We start from the raw sequence: 19,540 nt of genomic DNA, 5'->3' as shown, positions 1-19,540 counted from the left end.
ATGAGTCAGGGACGAGAAGCGAAAGTATACGTGAACGGTAGTCTGGTCGGGACCCATCCCGACCCGGAACAGCTCGCAGAACAGGTCCGCCACGCCCGCCGCCGCGGCGACGTGAGCGAGATGGTCAACGTCTCCATCAAGGAGCGGACCCGCGAAGTCATCATCAACGCCGACGCGGGGCGCGCTCGCCGACCCTTGCTGGTCATCGAGGACGGCGAACCCCTCGCGACCGACGAGGAGGTCGAGGCGCTCAAGAACGGCGACCTCGACTTCGAGGACCTCGTCGAGCGCGGCAAGGTCGAGTTCATCGACGCCGAGGAGGAAGAAGACATCTACGTCGCGGTGGACGAGGAACACCTCACCGAGGACCACACCCACCTCGAGGTCGACCCGCAACTCATCTTCGGCATCGGTGCGGGCATGGTCCCGTACCCCGAACACAACGCTTCACCGCGGATTACGATGGGGTCGGGGATGATCAAGCAGTCGCTCGGGCTCCCGGCGGCGAACTACCGCATCCGGCCCGACACGCGCCAGCACCTCCTCCACTACCCACAGCTCTCGATGGTCAAGACCCAGACCACCGAGCAGATCGGCTACGACGAGCGACCTGCCGCCCAGAACTTCACGGTCGCGGTCATGTCCTACGAAGGGTTCAACATCGAGGACGCGCTGGTCCTGAACGGCGGGTCCGTAGACCGCGCGCTGGCTCGCTCGCACTTCTTCCGGACCTACGAGGGCGAGGAGCGACGCTACCCCGGCGGACAGGAGGACCGATTCGAGATTCCGAGCGACGACGTGCGCGGCGCACGCGGTGAAGACGCCTACACCCACCTCGACGAGGACGGCCTCGTCAACCCCGAGACACGGGTGGACGAGAACAGCGTCCTGCTCGGCAAGACCAGTCCGCCGCGGTTCCTCGAAGAGCCGGACGACATGGGCGGTCTCTCCCCGCAGAAGCGCCGGGAGACCTCCGTCACCATGCGCTCGGGCGAGTCCGGCGTCGTGGACACCGTGACCCTGATGGAGGGCGAGGACGGCTCGAAGCTCTCGAAGGTCTCGGTGCGCGACGAGCGCATCCCGGAACTCGGCGACAAGTTCGCGTCCCGGCACGGTCAGAAGGGCGTCGTCGGCCACATCGCTCCCCAGGAGGACATGCCGTTCACCGAGGAGGGCGTCGTGCCCGACCTCATCATCAACCCGCACGCCCTGCCGTCCCGGATGACGGTCGGCCACGTGCTGGAGATGATCGGCGGGAAGGTCGGCGCGCTCGAAGGTCGCCGCGTGGACGGGACGCCGTTCACCGGCGAGGACGAAGAGGAACTCCGCGGTGGACTCGAAGAACAGGGCTTCAAGTCCTCCGGCAAGGAGATCATGTACTCCGGCATCACCGGGGAGAAGATCGAGGCCGAGATTTTCATCGGCACGATTTTCTACCAGAAGCTCTACCACATGGTGTCGAACAAGCTCCACGCCCGCTCGCGCGGGCCGGTGCAGGTGCTCACGCGCCAGCCAACGGAAGGGCGCGCCCGCGAAGGAGGTCTGCGCGTCGGCGAGATGGAGCGCGACGTTCTCATCGGACACGGTGCCGCCCTGACCCTGAAGGAGCGACTGCTGGACGAATCCGACCGCGAGTGGATCTACGTCTGTGCTAACTGTGGAATGAGTGCGGTCGAGAACGTCGAACAGAACCGCGTCTACTGTCCGAACTGCGACGAGGAGACCGACATCCACGAAATCGAGATGTCCTACGCGTTCAAGCTCCTGCTCGACGAGATGAAGGCGCTCGGCATCGCACCGCGACTCGAACTCGAAGACGCTGTCTAAACCATGTCAACAGGACAAACACCCAAGGAAATCGGCGAAATCAGCTTCGGGCTGATGGACCCCGAGGAGTACCGAGAGATGTCGGCGACGAAAATCATCACCGCCGACACCTACGACGACGACGGCTTCCCCATCGACATGGGGCTGATGGACCCGCGACTGGGCGTCATCGACCCCGGACTCGAATGCAAGACCTGCGGCAAGCACTCCGGGTCGTGTAACGGCCACTTCGGCCACATCGAACTCGCCGCGCCCGTCATCCACGTCGGGTTCACGAAGCTCATCCGGCGACTCCTTCGGGGGACCTGCCGGAACTGCTCGCGCCTCCTGCTGACCGACGACGAGAAGGAGAAGTACGAGTCCAAACTGACCCGGACCAAGGAACTTGGCAACGACGTCAACGACGTGACCAAGGCCGCCATCCGGGAGGCCCGCAAGAAGGACCGATGTCCCTACTGCGGCGAGATTCAGTACGACATCAACCACGAGAAGCCCACGACCTACTACGAGGTCCAGCAGGTGCTCACCAGCGAGTACTCCGAGCAGATCGCGTCCGCGATGCAGGGCGACGAGGAGGAGGACCGCGAACCGGTCGCTCCCCAGGAACTCTCGGACATGACCGACATCGACCTCTCACGCATCAACGACATCATGTCGGGCGAGTTCCGGCCCCGAGAGGACGACCGGAAGGCCATCGAGAAGGCCCTCGACATCGACCTCACCGAAGAGGACATGAACAAACTGATGCCCAGCGACATCCGCGACTGGTTCGAGGACATCCCGGACCAGGACGTGGCCACGCTTGGCATCAACGCCGACCGCTCCCGACCGGAGTGGATGATTCTCACGGTCCTGCCGGTACCGCCGGTGACGGCCCGGCCCTCGATTACGCTGGACAACGGCCAGCGCTCCGAGGACGACCTGACTCACAAACTGGTGGACATCATCCGCATCAACCAGCGGTTCATGGAGAACCGCGAGGCGGGTGCCCCGCAACTCATCATCGAGGACCTCTGGGAACTGCTCCAGTACCACGTCACCACCTTCATGGACAACGAAATCTCGGGCACGCCGCCCGCCCGACACCGGTCGGGGCGACCGCTCAAGACCCTCAGCCAGCGCCTGAAGGGCAAGGAAGGTCGCTTCCGCGGTTCGCTGTCCGGCAAGCGCGTCAACTTCTCGGCGCGGACCGTCATCTCGCCCGACCCGACGCTCTCGCTCAACGAGGTCGGCGTCCCCGAGCGCGTGGCCCGCGAGATGACCCAGACGATGAACGTCACCGAACGGAACAAAGAGGAGGCCCGACGCTACGTCGCTAACGGTCCCGAAGGTCATCCGGGCGCGAACTACGTCAAGCGTCCCGACGGCCGCCGCCTCAAGGTGACCGAGAAGAACTGCGAGGAACTCTCGACCAAGGTCGAGGCCGGATGGGAGGTCAACCGCCACATGGTCGACGGCGACATCGTCATCTTCAACCGCCAGCCGTCGCTCCACCGGATGTCCATCATGGCCCACGAAGTGGTCGTGATGCCGTACAAGACGTTCCGGCTGAACACCGTGGTCTGTCCGCCGTACAACGCCGACTTCGACGGCGACGAGATGAACATGCACGCCCTCCAGAACGAGGAGGCCCGTGCGGAAGCGCGCGTCCTCATGCGCGTGCAGGAACAAATCCTGTCGCCGCGCTTCGGTGAGAACATCATCGGTGCGATTCAGGACCACATCTCCGGGATGTACCTGCTGACCAACGAGAACCCGCACTTCAACGAGACGCAGGCGCTCGACCTCCTGCGGGCGACTCGCATCGACGAACTGCCCGACCCGTCGGGCACCGACGACGACGGCGAACCCTACTGGACCGGCCGAGACATCTTCTCGGAACTGCTTCCGAGCGACCTCAACCTCGAGTTCACCGGCACGGTCGGCGACGACGTAATCGTCGAGGACGGCCAACTCGTGGAAGGCACTATCGCCGAGGACGAGGTCGGCGAGTTCGGCGGCCAGATCGTCGACACCATCACGAAGGTGTACGGCAACACTCGCTCGCGCATCTTCATCAACGAGGTGGCCGCGCTGGCGATGCGCTCCATCATGCACTTCGGGTTCTCCATCGGTATCGACGACGAGTCGATTCCGGCGGAAGCCCAGAACCGCATCGACGAGGCCATCGACAACGCCTACGACCGGGTGGAGGAACTCATCGAGACATACGAGAACGGCGACCTCGAATCCCTGCCCGGCCGGACCGTGGACGAGACCCTGGAGATGAAGATCATGCAGACGCTCGGCAAGGCCCGCGACTCCGCGGGTGACATCGCCGAGGAACACTTCGCCGACGACAACCCGGCCGTGGTCATGGCCGAGTCCGGCGCGCGTGGGTCGATGCTCAACCTGACCCAGATGGCCGGTGCGGTCGGCCAGCAGGCAGTCCGCGGTGAGCGAATCAACCGCGGATACGAGGACCGCACTCTCAGTCACTACAAGCCCAACGACCTCTCGGCCGAGGCTCACGGCTTCGTGGAACACTCCTACACGGGCGGTCTCGACCCCCGGGAGTTCTTCTTCCACGCGATGGGTGGCCGCGAAGGACTGGTGGACACCGCAGTTCGTACCTCCAAGTCCGGCTACCTCCAGCGGCGTCTCATCAACGCGCTCTCCGAACTCGAAACCCAGTACGACGGCACGGTTCGGGACACCTCCGACACCATCGTCCAGTTCGAGTTCGGCGAGGACGGCACGAGTCCCGTGAAGGTCTCCTCGAACGAGGAGAGCGACATCGACGTCGAGCAAATCGCCGACCGCGTCCTCGAAGAGGAGTTCGGCAGCGACGAGCGCAGACGGGAGTTCCTCGGCGAGAAAAAGCCGCCGACGAACCTCTCGGAACACGTCGACGCCCGACAGGCCCAGAGCGACGACTGACGCTCCGCATCCACCCCGACCCACACCCAACCCACACCCACGCCAAACATGACAGATTACGACGTATCCGAGGACATCGAGGCCGTCGTCGAGGACACCGACCTCCCCCGACGGCTGAAAGACGAGGTGTACAGCACCGTGGAGGCCCGCGACGGCGTCACCACCGAACAGGCCGACCAGATCGCCCGCGCGGCCGAAAACCGATATCTCGACACGCGAGTCGACCCACTCGACCCCGTGGGGACGGTCTCCGCCCAGAGTATCGGTGAACCCGGAACCCAGATGACGATGAACACGTTCCACTACGCGGGCGTGGCGGAGATCGACGTGACGCAGGGTCTCCCGCGACTCATCGAACTCGTGGACGCCCGGAAGACCCCCGACACGCCGATGATGACGGTCCATCTGGAAGACGAGTACGCGACCGACCGCGAGAAGGCCCACGAGGTCGTCTGGCAGATCGAGGCGACGAAGATTCTCGCGCTGGGCGACATCTCCACCAACGTCGCCGACATGGTGGTGTCCATCGACCTCAACGAGGACACGCTCGAAGAGCGGATGATAACGCCCGACGAGATCGCCAACATCATCGAAGACGAACTCGGCGTCCAGACCACCCAGCAGGGAGCGATCATCGAGTTCGGCCCCGACGAGCCGAGTTACCGCGACCTGCTCCAGCTGGTCGAACAGCTTCGGGACATCGTGTTCAAGGGCATCGAGGACATCTCCCGCGTGGTCATCCGAAAGGAGCAACTCGAAGACCGCGAGGAGTTCATCCTCTACACCGAGGGGTCGGCGTTCGGCGACGTCATCGAAATCGAGGGCGTCGACGCGACCCGGACCACCTCGAACAACATCCACGAGATTCACAAGAACCTCGGCATCGAGGCGGCCCGGGAGTCCATCATCGAGGAGACGATGAACACCCTCGAAGAGCAGGGCCTGGACGACGTGAACATCCGCCACCTGATGCTGGTCGCCGACATCATGACCAACCGCGGCGAAATCGAGTCCATCGGTCGCCACGGTATCTCGGGTAGCAAGGAGTCGGTGCTGGCGCGTGCGGCGTTCGAGGTCACGGTCAACCACCTGCTCGACGCCGCCATCCACGGCGAAGTGGACGACCTCAACGGCGTCACCGAGAACGTCATCGTCGGCAAGCCCATCAAACTCGGGACGGGCGACGTGGACCTCCGGATGGGGTCGTCGACGAGCACCGAACCCGAAGCCTCGGACTGACGAATGCGCGTCACGCTCTCGGACACGGCCCGCCAGTACATCGCCCTCTTCGAGGACGAGACGGGGGCGACCGCCCGCGACTGCGTCGTCTTCGAGGACGGCGACGACGAGGAGCGCGTGGTCTTCCTCGTCAAGTCCGGCGACATGGCGAAAGCCATCGGTTCGGGCGGCGAGACGGTCCGGAACGTCGAGACGCAGTTGGGTAAATCCGTAGTGCTGGTCGAAGACGCCGACACGCCCGAAGCGTTCGTCGCCAACGCCCTCGCTCCGGCGGCGGTGTACAACGTCACCGTCAGCGAGGACGACGAGACGGTCGCCTACGCCGAAGTGGACTCGGAGGACACCGGTATCGCCATCGGCGAGGGCGGTCGGAACATCGCGGCCGCGGAGAAACTGGCCAAACGCCACTACGACATCGACGACATCCAGTTGACCTGAGAAGGTTTCCGAGTTTTCGTTCTCACCGACGCCGCGCGGGAGTTCCTCACGCGGGTCCACCTGCGCGACTCCGGGACTGTTTCCGACGGTACTCGAACCGAGGAGACGTGACCGTCCCGAGTCGAATCGAACAGTGCGAGTTAGTGTCAACGATAGTCATGAAGCCGGTAGGGAGTGTCGTTGGCTGAATCCCGGAAAATCCGGCCGACGAGCGACTGGACATCGTCGTCTCCCGCTCGCTCTGACGACTCTCCGACGAAATTTTAGCTCCGTGTGACGCGTTACCGAGCGAAAAGCAATTTTCCGATAGTCGTGACGTTCCCGTGGGGATGGGAATGGGAACGAATGACACGATAACTGACGGCGTACCGGACGTAGACGAACGCGACCGGCGCAACTTCCTCAAGATACTCGGCGTGACGGGGAGCGTCGGCGCGGCTTCGGAACTCTCGCTGTCGGACCTGCGCGGGGCGGTCGGCGAGGAGTCGGCCGACGAACTGGCGACGTACGGCGAGCGCATCCGGACCGACCTCGCGGGCGGACTCGACGCCGGACTGCTCACGGAAGCGGTCGTCGGCATCGAATCGAGCATCGCGGAACTGCCCGAACTCCGGGCCGCTGGCTTCCCGGCCGAGCGGGGGACCGCGTATCACGAGGTGGCCGCGCCCGCGTGGGAGGCCTACGACCACCTCGCGGAGGTCGGCTTCTTCTCGGCGGCCGAGCGACACCTGCCGGAGTTCTCGCCCGACCACGTTCGAGCGACCGCCGCCGAACTGATTCGGGCCGAACCGCTGACCGCGGCGCTCGCCGAGGCGGGATTCGACGGGCGCGAGCGGACCGCGCTGGTCGTGGACGTCGTGAACGAGAACGAACGACTCGCTCAGTGGGTCTCGACCGCGAAACTCCCGGCCGACCCCGAGAGCTACGACCCGGCCGACGTGGCACCGCTCCACCAGCGCGCGCTCGGCGGGGCGTTGCTCTGGATAGACGAACTCGACCAGCACCTCTGGCAGCGCGAGGCGATTCTGACCGAGGCGATGCTCGACCGAGGCATCTGGGACGTGAAGGCGATGCTCGGCGGAATCCACCTGTTCGTCTCGGCGGCGCGGGACCTCGCCGGGCCGGAGGAACTGGCGGACAGCCAACTGACCGCCGCGCTCGCGGGCGGGTCGGCGATAGCGATTCGCGGGCAGGAGGACGTGGCCGACGACCTGTTCAGGATAACCGACGCCGAACGCGCCCCGCGAGGGGGTGACCGAGCATGAGCATCGACCGACAACACGCCGAAGTCAAGCGGACCGACGAGGGGATAGCTATCGAGTATCTCGCCGACGGGCCGACGACGGTCCGCCAGAGCGACCAGCAGATTCCCCGCCTCAACGTCACCCAGGAGATGCTCGCCGAGTCGGGCGACGACCCGGAAAGCTGGCTCATGTACGGCGGCGGGTACAGTCAACAGCGGTTCACGACCGCCGACGTGATAACGCCCGAGAACGTCGACCGACTCTCGCTGGAGTACACCATCGAGGCCGAATCCGACGTAGAGCGTGGGAAACTGGAGGGGACGCCGGTCGTCGTGCCGTCGGACCCGCCCATCATGTACCAGACGAACGGTCCGGACGTGCTTCGGGCCGTCAACGCCCGGTCGGGCGAGGTCGTCTGGACGTATCGGTACGCGCCGGAGGACGACGACGGGCAACCGGCGCTCCTCTGTTGCGGGTCGAACAACCGCGGGGTCGCCGTGTTGGGCGACACGCTCTACATGACGACGCTCGACGCCAACGTCGTCGCCATCGACAGGTACACCGGCGAACAGCAGTGGGTGTACGATTCGGCGGCCACCGATCAGGGCTACTCCGCGACGTGGGCGCCGGTCGTCTACGACGGGAGCATCCTCAACGGAAGCGGAGGCGGCGAGTACGGCATCCGCGGGTTCATCGAGTCGATAGACGCCGAGACCGGCGAGCGAGAGTGGCGAAGGTGGACGACCCCGAAAGACCAGTGGATCGGCGACTCGTGGGAACACGGCGCGGCCCCCAACTGGATGACCATCACGGTCGATTCGGACGCCGACACGCTGTACGCGAGCATGGGCAACGCCGGGCCGGACGTGAACGGTATCGTCCGACCGGGACCGAACGTCTACACGGTCTCGGTGCTCGCGCTCGACACGAACTCCGGCAGCGTCGAGTGGTACTTCCAGGAGAGTCCTCACGGCTGGTGGGACTGGGACGCCTCCGCGCCGCCGATTCTGTTCGAGACCGAGATGGACGGCGAGAGCCAGAAGGTCGTGAGCCACGCCGGGAAGACCGGGTGGAACTACCTGCTCGGTGCCGAAGACGGGAGGCTCCACGAGCGCAGCGACGAGTTCTGCCAGCACCTCAACATGTGGTCGCTCCCGCAGGACAATCTGGAGGACACGCCCTGGATCATGCCATCGGCCGACGGCGGGTCGGAGTGGAATCCGACCTCCTACAGCCGAGAGACGGGGAACGTCCACGTCAAGGCGATGAACTACCCGAGCAAGTTCCAGTGGGACGAGGACCCCGAGTGGGACCTCCCCTCCCAGTACCTCGGCGGAAGCTTCACCGTCTACCCGGCGATGGACGACCCCGGTCCGGCACCAGACGAGTGGAATGGCCAACTCGCAATATTCTCGGCCGTGGACCCGGTCAGCGGGGAGGTCGTCTGGCAGGACGAGTGGGAGGACCTCTCGATGGGCGGGTCGATGAGCACGACGACCGGCCTCACCTTCACCGGGAACGGAGCGGGCGAGTTCATCGCCTACGACTCCGAGACCGGCGAGCGACTCTGGCAGTACCAGTTCGACGCGTCGGTCAACGCCTCGCCGATGAGTTGGTACGACCCCGTGGTCGGCAAGCAGTACGTCGCGGTGCAGGCCGGCGGCGGTGGTCTTCGGTCTGCGCGCGACGGGAACACTATCGGCGTGTTCTCGCTGGAGGGGTAGCAGTTCCGACGCCGATTTTTCGTCCACGAGCGAATCTCCGGACCGAACCGAACCTAAGCGGCGCGCAGAACTGTTCGCTGAAACGCGCTCAGATTCCGTAATCGGCCCCTCTTGAGCGATCTGCGCCCGTTTCGGCCGCCTCGAAAGAGGGAGGCTTAAGTAGCTCGGACGGATAGCACACGGCATATGGCAAACGGCAAGTACGCAGCGCGGAAGCTGAAGAAGGACCGCCAGAACCACCGGTGGTCCGACTCGAAATACGCCCGACGCGAGCGCGGACTCGAGGAGAAGTCCGACCCCCTCGAAGGCGCACCGCAGGGCCGTGGCATCGTTCTCGAAAAAGTGGGCGTCGAGGCCAAACAGCCCAACTCCGCGATTCGGAAGTGCGTCCGAGTCCAGCTTATCAAGAACGGCAAGCAGGTCACCGCCTTCTGTCCCGGCGACGGTGCCATCTCGTTCATCGACGAACACGACGAGGTCACCATCGCGGGCATCGGTGGCGCGAAGGGTCGAGCGATGGGCGACCTCGGTGGCGTCAACTACAAGGTAGAGAAAGTCAACGGCGTGAGCCTCGAAGAACTGGTTCGCGGTAACGCGGAGAAGCCGGTGCGATAACAATGGCAGCAGAAGACCAACCCGAACCCGACAAGCCTGCGGGCACGGACGAAGAGGGAACCGCCGTCGCGAAGCTGTTCGGCGAGTGGGACATCACCAACATCGAGTACGACGACCCCTCGACCGAGCGTTACCTCACCATCACGCCGGTCGCGCACACGATGGGTCGCCACGCCTCCAAGCAGTTCCAGAAGAGCGAGGTCTCCATCGTCGAGCGTCTCATCAACCGCCTGATGCAGACCGAGGAGAACACCGGGAAGAAGCAGAAGACGATGCAGATCACCCGCGACGCGTTCGAGGCGATTCACGACCGCACCGACGAGAACCCGGTGCAGGTTCTCGTGACCGCGGTCGAGAACGCCGCCCCGCGCGAGGAGACCGTCCGCCTGAAGTACGGTGGCATCTCCGTCCCGAAGGCGGTCGACGTTGCTCCCCAGCGCCGCGTCGACCAGGCGCTGAAGTTCATCGCCGAGGGCGTCCACAGTTCGGCGTTCAAGACGACGACCGACGCCGCCGAGGCGCTGGCCGACCAACTCATCGGCGCGTCCAACTACGACGTCCAGACCTACGCCATCAACCAGAAAGAAGAGAAAGAGCGCGTCGCGGCCGCGGCCCGCTAAGCGGTTTCTTCTCTCCGCTCTCTCGTCGTCGGTAGTCGCTACGCCCTCGTCGGAGAAACGCTCGTCCGAGCGCCGTCTGCGCGGAAATCGACATTTTTAGGGTAGCCTAATTTAATCGCTCGGTATGGACGGAAGCACGGCTGGACGGACGCGGCGGCAGTTCCTCGCCGCCGTCGGCGTCGCCGGACTCGCGGGTTGCGGACGGTTTTCGGAGCGGGGGCCGAGTCTCGAATACGAACTCGACCACACCGCCGAGGAGTGGTCGCGGTACGACCCGGAGTGGGACGCACCGTCGAACTCGCCACTCTCGGTGTCGATAGAACCCGAGGTGCTGGTCGAGAATCTGGAGATTCCGTGGGACCTCGCGTTCGCGCCCACGGGCGAACTGTTCGTGACCGAGCGGACCGGCCGCATCCATCGGTTCGAGGACGGCGAACTCCTGCCGGTCGCGGAACCCGACGCCGTCATCGACGCCGAAGCGATGGCCCCCGGTCCCGACGACGACCCCTACTGGGAGACGTGGTTCGTGGAGGGTGGCGAGGGCGGGATGCTCGGGGTCGCGGTCCACCCGAAGTATCCGGAGGCCCCCTACCTCTTCGTCTACTTCACGGCCGACACCGACGACGGCACGGTGAATCGCGTCGTGCGGTACGACGTGGACGCCGAGGACCCGGCCGAAACGGGCGCGACCATCGTGGACGACATCCCCGCGAACAGCGTCCACAACGGCGGACGAATCGCGTTCGGTCCCGAGAACTACCTCTGGATCACGACCGGAGACGCCGGCGAGGGACCGCTCGCGCAGGACACCTCGTCGCTGGCCGGGAGCGTCCTCCGCGTGAACGCCGTGGGCGACCCCGCGCCGGGGAACCCGGACCTGCCGGGCGACGACCCCGACCCGCGAATCTACACCTACGGCCACCGGAACCCCCAGTGCGTCGCCTGGCTTCCGGACGCGACGCCCGTCGTCGCCGAACACGGTCCCGACGGCCACGACGAGGTGAACCGCCTCGTTCCCGGCGCGAACTACGGATGGCCCGAGGCGCGCGAGCGGGCGGAGTACGAGGCGTCGTCGGAGTTCCACCGACCGCTCGCCAACACGCCAGAACCGTGGGCGCCGAGCGGCGGCGTCTTCTACACCGGAGACGCGATTCCGGAGTGGCAGAACCGACTCGTCTTCGGGTCGCTCGTCGCCCAGCGAGTCAACGTCGTCACGCTCGCCGACGACGCCGCGGACCTCCCGCCGGTCGGCGACGGGGAGCGCGGGATGGCCTTCGACGCGGCGTGGCACGACGACGCCTACGCCGCGACCGCCCACTGGACGCTGACCGACGTGCTGGGTCGGGTCCGCCACGTCGAACAGGGACCGGACGGCCACCTGTACGCGATTACCTCGAACCGCGACGGCAGGCCGAAAGGTGAGTCGTTCCCGCGCCATCGCGACGACGTGCTGGTTCGGCTAACCCCGACGGAGTAGCGGGCTCGGAAACGAAATTGATTCTTTTAGACCATCGTTCGTTTGCTAAAGAACGGAAAATGTGTCTACACCTCTCGGAGTCGTCGCTCTACGGTCTCACTCCTCGTGGGACGCGCCGACCAGAACGAACCGGCTCTCGGTGTCGCCGTTGTGAATCTGGCGGGTCGCGTCGGCGGGAATCCGGAGGGCCTCGCCCGCCTCCAGTTCCACGTCCTCGCCCTCGACCGTGACGGTGGCCGACCCTTCGAGCAGGACGTACACCTCCTCCTGCCCGTCGTCGGCGTGGTCGTGTTCCTTCCCGGTCCATCCCGGGTCGGCGTCGAGGACGGTCACGCCCAACTTCTCGCAGTCGAGGGGGTCCCGGAGGAAGCGCATCCCGTCGGCGATCGGCTCTACGTCGCGGGAATCGACTTTCGTGTAGGACATCGGCGACAGTACGACGGGACGGATGTTTAGTCTTGGTGACGGCGAACCCCCGAGGTTGCGATTGGCGTTCGGCGAGCGTGGGAGTGGAAAACCGGGGGCTAGCTTCTGCTCGGGCCACGGAGTTTACTCCAACTGCACAGCACCGTCAGAGCGACTACGACCGCAAGGAAAACGACACGGAACTAGCTCCTGCCGACACCGAGGAGTCTACCGTACGGCCCTGCACCGCGACCGCGGGCCACGCGCCTCCCCAACCGATTCCCTCACTCGCGCCTCCGGCAGTCGTTCGGTCACCCCTCGCGCCAGCACGCGCCGGGGCGAAATATCCGTCCGAGCGAAAACCTGCTGGCGGATTCGGGTCTCGAAGGCGTCGTGACGTGGCTGTTCCGACTCGTCGGGTCGGTCGCAGTCCTCGCTGGCGTCGGTCTGTGGCTGTTCACCGAGACGGGTCTGGTCGTCCCGGCGGTGCTGATACTCGTCGGTCTCGCCCTGCTGGTCGCGCCGAGCGTCCTGCTCGCGCTGCCCGAACTGGTGCGACGCCGACTAGTTTCTCTCCGTATCGTCAAATCTATATAATAGCCCTTATAAAGAATGTGAGTAATCGATGGGTCCCCGGAATAGCCGCTCCGCGGCCGAGAGTCGCGGACTCGACTGGCGCCGACGGTCGGTTCTCGCAGGTATCGCCGGAACTGCGTCGGTGGCGTCCGCCGGGTGCGTCCAACAGGTACGGAGCATCGCCAACCGCACGCCCTCCGAGCAGGTGTCGCTCGACGTGAAGACGGTTCCCGCGGACGAAGACCCGCGGGCCGTCAAAATCGCTCGCGTCGTCACGAACCACCTGAAGGCGGTCGGCGTGGACGCGCAGGTCACGCTGATGGACGAACAGGAACTCCTCCGCGACGTCCTCATCAACAACGAGTTCGACCTGTACGTGGCCCGCCACCCCTCGTACGACGACCCGGACTTCCTGCTGTCGCTGCTCCACTCGCGGTTCGTCGAGGAACCGGGGTGGCAGAACCCCTTCGGGTTCACCGACCTCGGGGTCGACGAAAGTTTGGAGGCCCAGCGCCGCACCCGCGGGGCAGAGCGGTCCGAGCAACTGGCCGAACTCCAGCGAATCGTCGCGCGCCAGCAACCGTTCTCGGTCGTCGCGTTTCCGGACGACCTGTGGGCGGTTCGTCCCGACGGCTACGCGGGGTGGGAGGAGTTCGGACTCGGACGGCCGCTCGGCTATCTCGCGCTCGACGCCGACGGCGACCCGCCGGAACGCCTCGAAACCGTCGTCACCGACGACAGGGTGACCGCGAACCTGAACCCGATAGCCAGCGAGTTCCGGAGTCGCGGAACGTTCACGGGACTGCTGTACGACTCCCTCGGACGGGATGTGGGCGACGGCGTCGAACCGTGGCTCGCGGCCGACTGGGAGTGGCGAGACGAGGGCGACGACGGCCCGACCGCGACCGTACGCCTCCGCGAGGGCGCGCGCTGGCACGACGGCCGACGAGTCACCGCGTCCGACGTGGCGTTCACGTACGAGTTCCTCACCGACACGTCGCTCGGCCGTGAGGAGTCGCCCATCCCTGCTCCCCGGTTCCGCGGCCGGATTTCGCTGGTCGAGCGCGTCCGGCAGTTGGACGACCGCACGGTCGAGTTCGACTTCGTGGCCAGCGACCCCGCCGTCTCGGTACGGGCGTTCACCGTCCCCGTGCTTCCGAAGCGCGAGTGGAAGGACAAGTCCTCCTCGACCGACGTGGCCGGAATCGCGGTCGGCGACCGGACCACGAAGGCGCTGGTCTGGGACAACCCGGACCCGATAGGGAGCGGGCCGCTTCGGTTCGAGGAGAAGACGGTCGGCGAACGACTCGTCTGCTCCCGGTTCGAGGACCACTTCCTCCACGACGCCGACGGGGACCACTCCCGATTCGGTGCCGACTTCGCGGAACTCGTCGTTCAGGTGGCACCGTCCGCCGACGCCGCCGTCAACTTCCTCGAAACGGGACGCGCGGACGTGACGTCCTCGGTTATTCCGCCGCGACTGGCCCCGTCCGTCGTCAGGCGCGAAGGACTCGACCTCGTCGCCGAAACGTCGCGGTCGTTCTACCACCTCGGATTCAACGTCCAGCGGTCTCCGCTGGGCAACCCCCGATTCCGTCGGAACGTCGCTCGCCTCCTCGACAAGGAGGCCCTCGTCGCCGACGTGTTCGACGAGTACGCCGTCCCCGCGGCGACTCCCCTCGCCGTCACCGAGTGGTCGTCGCCGGACCTCGCGTGGGACGACGGGGACCCGGTGGTGCCGTTCTTCGGAGAGGACGGGGAACTCGACGCAGAGCAGGCCCGCGAAGCGTTCCGAGAGGCGGGATACCGCTACGACGACGGCGATCTGGTGAACAGGTGATGGCGTGATTCCGGTTCGCGTCCTCGCGCAAGTGGTGGTGGTCGTCTCCGGTCTGCTCGGCGTCGCGACCGTCGCGTTCGTCGGGCGCGAGCGACTGGGTCGCCTCCCGCGGGCGGCACCCGAGCGGATCCGAGCCGTCGGCCCGCATCTCGCCGCGCTCGGTGCCCTCCTCGTTCTCAACAGCGTGGTCCGAGACCTTGGCCCGCAGTTCTCGTGGATAGTCGGCTGGAACGTTACCGGCACCATTCACGCGATAGAAGGGCCGTTCGTCGCGCACCTCCAGTCCGCACTCGCCCGACCGGCGCTGACCGCGTACTTCTCGATGATCTACGTCTACGGCTACGTCTTCCTGCTCGTCTTCCCGCTGCTGGCGTACTTCGCGCACGACGACGACGGGCCGCTCCGCCGGACCATCGTGGCCTACGGCGTCAACTACGGTCTCGGCGTCGTCTGTTACCTCGCGTTCATCGCCTACGGGCCGCGGAACCTCATGCCCGAACTGGTCGAGTCGCTGCTGTTCACGACGTATCCGAAGTACCAGTTACTGACGAGCGAGGTCAACAGCAACACCAACGTCTTCCCGTCGCTCCACACCTCGCTGTCGGTTACGGTAGCACTGCTCGCCGCCCAGACGAGAGACGTCTATCGCGGATGGTTCTACGTCTCGACGCTGGTGGCGAGTAGCGTCGTCGTCGCGACGATGTATCTGGGAATCCACTGGGGAACGGACGTGGCTGCGGGAGCCGTCCTCGCGGTCCTGAGCGTCTGGGTCGCCGACCGATACGTCTCCGAGTGAGGCTCAGTCGGCGGCCTGCTCCCCGCCGCCGACTGCGTACTCTCGGGTCGCTTCGACCAGCGACCGGCGATACTCGCTCTCGCCGGGGTCCGGACCGAGCGACTTGAACCGGTGTTTGAACTCGGCGAGGCTGACCTCGGTCGCGTCGTTTCCGGCCGCGTGCGCGAGGTCGTACAGTCGATGGTCCGAGTTCACGAGGTCGTGACGCTCGACCAGCGCGAGGGCGAACGCGGCGTTGACCGCGGTCATCTCGGGGTCGGCGGTGCCGGTGAGTCGCAGGCCGTCGCGGGTCCGTGCGGGACCGTCCCGCTCGCGGGCGGGCCGGTCGGCGACGGCGGCCGCGAGTTCGGATTCGAGAAAGGAGACGAGTTTGTCGGTCGGGCCGACCCGCAACGTGATGTCGTCGGCGTAGATGTCCTTCATGTGGTTGGCTATCTGGTAGCAGTGGACGACGCGCGTGCGCTCGACCGACTTTCCCGAGAGCGCGAGAAACAGGACCTCCTCCGTGGACTGGGTGTGCGAGGGGTGGTCCTGCTCGTGGCGAGCCATGTGGGCGAACTCGTGGAGCGCGAGTTCGCGAGCCATCGCGCTGGTCGCGGCCTGCCGGGAGATGTTCAGAACGTGGTCGTCGGGATGGGCTGTCCACGTCCGTTCGTCGGGGTTCTCCCGGATACGGACGTGGACGGGCGAGTCGAGGTCGTGTTCGGTCTCGAAGAGGTCGCGGGCGCGGAGAAACGGCGCGGCCGGACCGGGACCGTGTACGTGAACCTCCATGCGTATCTGTGGCAAGGGTTCGTCGGACAAGACTCTTGCGCTGGTTGGGAGCGATTGACAGGGCTCTGGCGGAGCGTACGCCAGTTTAGCCGGAGCGAAACGCCCTCGGACGCGCTTCGCTCGCTCGACACGTCGCCTCGCCCGTGATTTACTTCGTCACTCGCTCACACGGTCTCTCGTGGCGAAACACTACGCTTTTCAACTTCCTACAGGTAGAACACCCATAATGGGAAGACGAAAGAAGATCGTCGAACAGTGCGAGCGACTGATGGACAAACCGGAGCAAATCCGGAACATCGCCATCGCCGCACACGTCGACCACGGTAAGACTACGCTGACGGACAACCTTCTGGCCGGTGCGGGCATGATCGCCGACCAGGGCGAGGCCACGCAGCTGATGATGGACACCGAAGAGGACGAGCAGGAACGCGGCATCACCATCGACGCCGCGAACGTGTCCATGACTCACGAGTACGAGGACCAGGAGCACCTCATCAACCTCATCGACACGCCGGGCCACGTCGACTTCGGTGGCGACGTGACCCGAGCGATGCGCGCCGTCGACGGCGCGCTCGTCGTCGTGGACGCCGTCGAGGGCGCGATGCCCCAGACCGAGACCGTCCTCCGGCAGGCGCTCCGCGAGGGCGTCAAGCCCACGCTGTTCATCAACAAGGTCGACCGACTCATCTCCGAGCTTCAGGAAGGCCCCGAGGAGATGCAGCGCCGCCTGCTCAACGTCATCGACGACGTGAACGAGCTGATTCGCGGCATGACCGAGGAGATGGACGACATCGACGACTGGACCGTCTCCGTCGAGGACGGAACGGTCGGCTTCGGGTCGGCCCTCTACAAGTGGGGCGTCTCGATGCCGTCGATGCAGCGCACCGGGATGGACTTCGGCGACATCATGGAACTCGAACGCGCCGACAAGCGCAAGGAACTCCACGAGCGCACGCCGCTCTCGGACGTCGTCCTCGACATGGTCTGTGAGCACTTCCCGGACCCCATCGACGCCCAGCCCCGTCGTATCCCGCGCATCTGGCGCGGTGACGCCGACTCCGAACTCGCCGACCAGATGCGTCTCGTCGACGAGGACGGCGAGGTCGTCCTGATGGTGACCGACATCGGTATCGACCCGCACGCCGGCGAAATCGCCGCCGGACGTGTCTTCTCCGGAACGCTGGAGAAGGGCCAGGAACTCTACGTCTCCGGTACCGCCGGGAAGAACCGAGTCCAGAGCGTCGGCATCTACATGGGCGGCGAGCGCGAGGAAGTAGACCGCGTTCCTGCGGGTAACATCGCAGCAGTAACCGGTCTGAAGGACGCCATCGCGGGTTCGACCGTCTCCAGCACCGAGATGACCCCGTTCGAGTCCATCGAGCACATCTCGGAGCCGGTCATCACGAAGTCCGTCGAGGCGAAGAACATGGACGACCTGCCGAAGCTCATCGAGACGCTTCGACAGGTCTCCAAGGAGGACCCGACGATTCAGATCGAGATCAACGAGGACACCGGCGAACACCTGATCTCCGGGCAGGGTGAGCTTCACCTCGAAGTCATCACCCAGCGCATCGAACGCAATCAGGGCATCCCGGTCAACACCGGCGAACCCATCGTCGTCTTCCGCGAGGCCATCCGAGAGCCGACCGAGGTCATCGAGGGCATCTCGCCGAACCGCCACAACCGGTTCTACCTCGACGCCCGACCGCTCGAGGAGGAGATCGTCGAGAGCATCAAGCTCGGCGACGTGTCGATGGACATGCCCGAACAGGAGCGCCGCGAGGCGCTCCAAGAGGCGGGCATGGACAAGGACCTCTCCCAGAACGTCGAACACATCCACGGGACCAACATCCTCATCGACGACACGAAGGGTATCCAGCACCTGAACGAGACGATGGAACTCGTCATCGAGGGTCTCGAAGAGGCGCTCGACGACGGTCCGCTGGCTGGCGAACCCGTGCAGGGCACCCTCCTCCGACTGGAGGACGCCAAGCTTCACGAGGACACCATCCACCGCGGTCCGGCGCAGGTCATCCCTGCAGTCCGGAACGCGGTCCACAACGCCCTGGTTCAGGGCAAGGTCGCGCTGCTGGAACCGATGCAGAACGTCCGCATCGACGTGCCGAACGACCACATGGGTGCGGCCTCCGGCGAGATTCAGGGTCGCCGTGGCCGCGTCGACGACATGTACCAGGAGGGCGACCTCATGGTCGTCGAGGGCATCGCGCCGGTCGACGAGATGATCGGCTTCTCGTCGGACATCCGTAGCGCCACCGAGGGCCGCGCCTCGTGGAACACCGAGAACGCCGGCTTCGAGGTCATGGCCGACAACCTCCAGCGCGAGACCATCATGGAGATTCGAGAGCGCAAGGGCATGAAGCTCGAACTGCCCGAGGCTATCGACTACTTCTAATCGCTCGCCGTCTCTCGCGCGGTTCGTTTTTTTGCCGGATGCAGACCGACCCTGAGTCCCGTCTCTCACCACTTGCTGACTTCGTAGGCAGTGTATAATCAAGTCACTCGTTACCATATACCGATTTCGAGAACGATGATTTCCTTGGTGGTCCTCCTCTGGGTCGGTATCGTCATCCTCCTGTGGGTCGGCGTCCTCGCAGGAGTCTGGGCACTGGTGTCCGCGAGTCGGGAGTACTCGCCCGAAGTCTCGAAGACCCCAGCCAACGAGTAGCCGACTACCGTCCTTCGTCGAACCCGGACGACGTATCGAACCCCGTCCGGCGTCGGCTATCGCGCGCCGCGCAGAACGACGGTCGCGTCGCACGACGGACAGGCGGTTCGCTCGCTCACGTCGAACTTCTCGCCGCAGAACACGCAGACGTGTTTGGCCCTCTCGGTTCGCCCTCGTTCTGTGTATCGGTCGCCCGCTCCCATGCATCGGCCATCGCTGTTGGTGGATATGGTTATACGCCGTCTATGAGCGTGTCAATTGTTACCTTTGAACGATATGGGGCGGTTACTCTTGGACACGCTACACTTCCGAACTCGGTTTCGCTCGGTCGGCCAGTATTGCAACCGCCTGAAGCCTTAT

17 protein-coding genes are annotated in these 19,540 nt (G+C 65.3%); 14 read left to right on the top strand and 3 right to left on the bottom strand.

The window, feature by feature from the left end; translation table 11 throughout:
- From rpoB to E2484_RS03975, 9 genes are all read left to right on the top strand, one after another.
- Positions 1 to 1,827, top strand: a complete 1,827-nt coding sequence (gene rpoB, locus E2484_RS04015) for a DNA-directed RNA polymerase subunit B (protein ID WP_137283926.1) — start codon at positions 1 to 3, stop codon at positions 1,825 to 1,827.
- Positions 1,828 to 1,830: 3 nt separating this feature from the next.
- Complete coding sequence (locus E2484_RS04010) at positions 1,831 to 4,746, top strand: DNA-directed RNA polymerase subunit A' (RefSeq protein ID WP_137283925.1); 2,916 nt, start codon at positions 1,831 to 1,833, stop codon at positions 4,744 to 4,746.
- Between the two features lie 48 nt (positions 4,747 to 4,794).
- Entirely contained in the window at positions 4,795 to 5,985 is a 1,191-nt protein-coding gene (gene rpoA2, locus E2484_RS04005) for a DNA-directed RNA polymerase subunit A'' (RefSeq protein ID WP_137283924.1), read from the top strand.
- A 3-nt stretch (positions 5,986 to 5,988) separates the two neighbouring features.
- Positions 5,989 to 6,423: a NusA-like transcription termination signal-binding factor gene (locus E2484_RS04000; protein ID WP_137283923.1), complete on the top strand. Its 435-nt coding sequence runs from the start codon at positions 5,989 to 5,991 to the stop codon at positions 6,421 to 6,423.
- Between the two features lie 335 nt (positions 6,424 to 6,758).
- Positions 6,759 to 7,688, top strand: a complete 930-nt coding sequence (locus E2484_RS03995; RefSeq protein WP_321111741.1) for a hypothetical protein — start codon at positions 6,759 to 6,761, stop codon at positions 7,686 to 7,688.
- On the top strand, positions 7,685 to 9,391 hold the full coding sequence (locus E2484_RS03990) for a pyrroloquinoline quinone-dependent dehydrogenase (RefSeq protein WP_137283921.1): 1,707 nt from the start codon (positions 7,685 to 7,687) through the stop codon (positions 9,389 to 9,391). Before E2484_RS03995 ends, E2484_RS03990 begins: the two co-directional genes overlap by 4 nt.
- Positions 9,392 to 9,577: 186 nt before the next feature.
- Positions 9,578 to 10,006: a 30S ribosomal protein S12 gene (locus tag E2484_RS03985; protein ID WP_137283920.1), complete on the top strand. Its 429-nt coding sequence runs from the start codon at positions 9,578 to 9,580 to the stop codon at positions 10,004 to 10,006.
- Between the two features lie 2 nt (positions 10,007 to 10,008).
- Positions 10,009 to 10,626: a 30S ribosomal protein S7 gene (locus E2484_RS03980; protein ID WP_137283919.1), complete on the top strand. Its 618-nt coding sequence runs from the start codon at positions 10,009 to 10,011 to the stop codon at positions 10,624 to 10,626.
- A 124-nt stretch (positions 10,627 to 10,750) separates the two neighbouring features.
- Positions 10,751 to 12,103, top strand: a complete 1,353-nt coding sequence (locus E2484_RS03975; protein WP_137283918.1) for a PQQ-dependent sugar dehydrogenase — start codon at positions 10,751 to 10,753, stop codon at positions 12,101 to 12,103.
- Between the two features lie 96 nt (positions 12,104 to 12,199).
- Here E2484_RS03975 and E2484_RS03970 read toward each other — a convergent pair whose 3' ends face one another.
- Positions 12,200 to 12,529 carry a cupin domain-containing protein gene (locus E2484_RS03970; protein WP_137283917.1) on the bottom strand — a complete coding sequence of 110 codons (330 nt, stop codon included), beginning with the start codon at positions 12,527 to 12,529 and terminating at the stop codon, positions 12,200 to 12,202.
- Between the two features lie 372 nt (positions 12,530 to 12,901).
- Between E2484_RS03970 and E2484_RS03965 the strand changes: the two genes are divergently transcribed.
- From E2484_RS03965 to E2484_RS03955, 3 genes are read left to right on the top strand one after another with little or no spacing between them, the layout of a single operon-like run.
- Entirely contained in the window at positions 12,902 to 13,105 is a 204-nt protein-coding gene (locus E2484_RS03965; protein WP_321111738.1) for a hypothetical protein, read from the top strand.
- 28 nt (positions 13,106 to 13,133) lie between these two features.
- Positions 13,134 to 14,924 carry an ABC transporter substrate-binding protein gene (locus E2484_RS03960; protein WP_137283915.1) on the top strand — a complete coding sequence of 597 codons (1,791 nt, stop codon included), beginning with the start codon at positions 13,134 to 13,136 and terminating at the stop codon, positions 14,922 to 14,924.
- A gap of 4 nt (positions 14,925 to 14,928) precedes the next feature.
- Entirely contained in the window at positions 14,929 to 15,720 is a 792-nt protein-coding gene (locus E2484_RS03955) for a phosphatase PAP2 family protein (RefSeq protein WP_137283914.1), read from the top strand.
- Positions 15,721 to 15,723: 3 nt separating this feature from the next.
- On the opposite strand, the gene E2484_RS03950 is transcribed toward E2484_RS03955, so the two are convergent.
- A complete protein-coding gene (locus tag E2484_RS03950; protein WP_137283913.1) occupies positions 15,724 to 16,494 on the bottom strand; it encodes a DUF5781 family protein in 771 nt (256 codons plus the stop codon).
- 226 nt (positions 16,495 to 16,720) lie between these two features.
- Here E2484_RS03950 and E2484_RS03945 point away from each other — a divergent pair, with 226 nt between their 5' ends.
- The gene (locus tag E2484_RS03945; protein ID WP_137283912.1) at positions 16,721 to 18,907 is read left to right on the top strand and encodes an elongation factor EF-2; all 2,187 of its coding nucleotides are present in this window, start codon (positions 16,721 to 16,723) and stop codon (positions 18,905 to 18,907) included.
- Positions 18,908 to 19,042: 135 nt separating this feature from the next.
- A complete protein-coding gene (locus tag E2484_RS24740) occupies positions 19,043 to 19,180 on the top strand; it encodes a hypothetical protein (RefSeq protein WP_170977232.1) in 138 nt (45 codons plus the stop codon).
- A 56-nt stretch (positions 19,181 to 19,236) separates the two neighbouring features.
- On the opposite strand, the gene E2484_RS24735 is transcribed toward E2484_RS24740, so the two are convergent.
- The gene (locus tag E2484_RS24735; RefSeq protein ID WP_170977231.1) at positions 19,237 to 19,383 is read right to left on the bottom strand and encodes a hypothetical protein; all 147 of its coding nucleotides are present in this window, start codon (positions 19,381 to 19,383) and stop codon (positions 19,237 to 19,239) included.
- Positions 19,384 to 19,540: the final 157 nt, after the last annotated feature.

The sequence above is a fragment of the Halorussus salinisoli genome, from assembly GCA_005239435.1.
GTDB lineage: Archaea > Halobacteriota > Halobacteria > Halobacteriales > Haladaptataceae > Halorussus > Halorussus salinisoli.
This window is presented reverse-complemented; position numbering and strand designations above follow the sequence as displayed.

What these genes read in the sequence shown, in the direction of transcription:
- E2484_RS03960 (WP_137283915.1), top strand. Translation starts at nt 13,134, where the DNA reads ATGGGTCCCCGGAATAGCCGCTCCGCGGCCGAGAGTCGCGGACTCGAC.
- E2484_RS03985 (WP_137283920.1), top strand. Translation starts at nt 9,578, where the DNA reads ATGGCAAACGGCAAGTACGCAGCGCGGAAGCTGAAGAAGGACCGCCAG.
- E2484_RS03945 (WP_137283912.1), top strand. Translation starts at nt 16,721, where the DNA reads ATGGGAAGACGAAAGAAGATCGTCGAACAGTGCGAGCGACTGATGGAC.
- E2484_RS24735 (WP_170977231.1), bottom strand. Translation starts at nt 19,383, where the DNA reads ATGGGAGCGGGCGACCGATACACAGAACGAGGGCGAACCGAGAGGGCC.
- E2484_RS24740 (WP_170977232.1), top strand. Translation starts at nt 19,043, where the DNA reads ATGATTTCCTTGGTGGTCCTCCTCTGGGTCGGTATCGTCATCCTCCTG.
- E2484_RS03980 (WP_137283919.1), top strand. Translation starts at nt 10,009, where the DNA reads ATGGCAGCAGAAGACCAACCCGAACCCGACAAGCCTGCGGGCACGGAC.
- rpoA2 (WP_137283924.1), top strand. Translation starts at nt 4,795, where the DNA reads ATGACAGATTACGACGTATCCGAGGACATCGAGGCCGTCGTCGAGGAC.
- E2484_RS03970 (WP_137283917.1), bottom strand. Translation starts at nt 12,529, where the DNA reads ATGTCCTACACGAAAGTCGATTCCCGCGACGTAGAGCCGATCGCCGAC.
- E2484_RS04010 (WP_137283925.1), top strand. Translation starts at nt 1,831, where the DNA reads ATGTCAACAGGACAAACACCCAAGGAAATCGGCGAAATCAGCTTCGGG.
- E2484_RS03995 (WP_321111741.1), top strand. Translation starts at nt 6,759, where the DNA reads ATGGGAACGAATGACACGATAACTGACGGCGTACCGGACGTAGACGAA.
- E2484_RS04000 (WP_137283923.1), top strand. Translation starts at nt 5,989, where the DNA reads ATGCGCGTCACGCTCTCGGACACGGCCCGCCAGTACATCGCCCTCTTC.
- E2484_RS03950 (WP_137283913.1), bottom strand. Translation starts at nt 16,494, where the DNA reads ATGGAGGTTCACGTACACGGTCCCGGTCCGGCCGCGCCGTTTCTCCGC.
- rpoB (WP_137283926.1), top strand. Translation starts at nt 1, where the DNA reads ATGAGTCAGGGACGAGAAGCGAAAGTATACGTGAACGGTAGTCTGGTC.
- E2484_RS03990 (WP_137283921.1), top strand. Translation starts at nt 7,685, where the DNA reads ATGAGCATCGACCGACAACACGCCGAAGTCAAGCGGACCGACGAGGGG.
- E2484_RS03975 (WP_137283918.1), top strand. Translation starts at nt 10,751, where the DNA reads ATGGACGGAAGCACGGCTGGACGGACGCGGCGGCAGTTCCTCGCCGCC.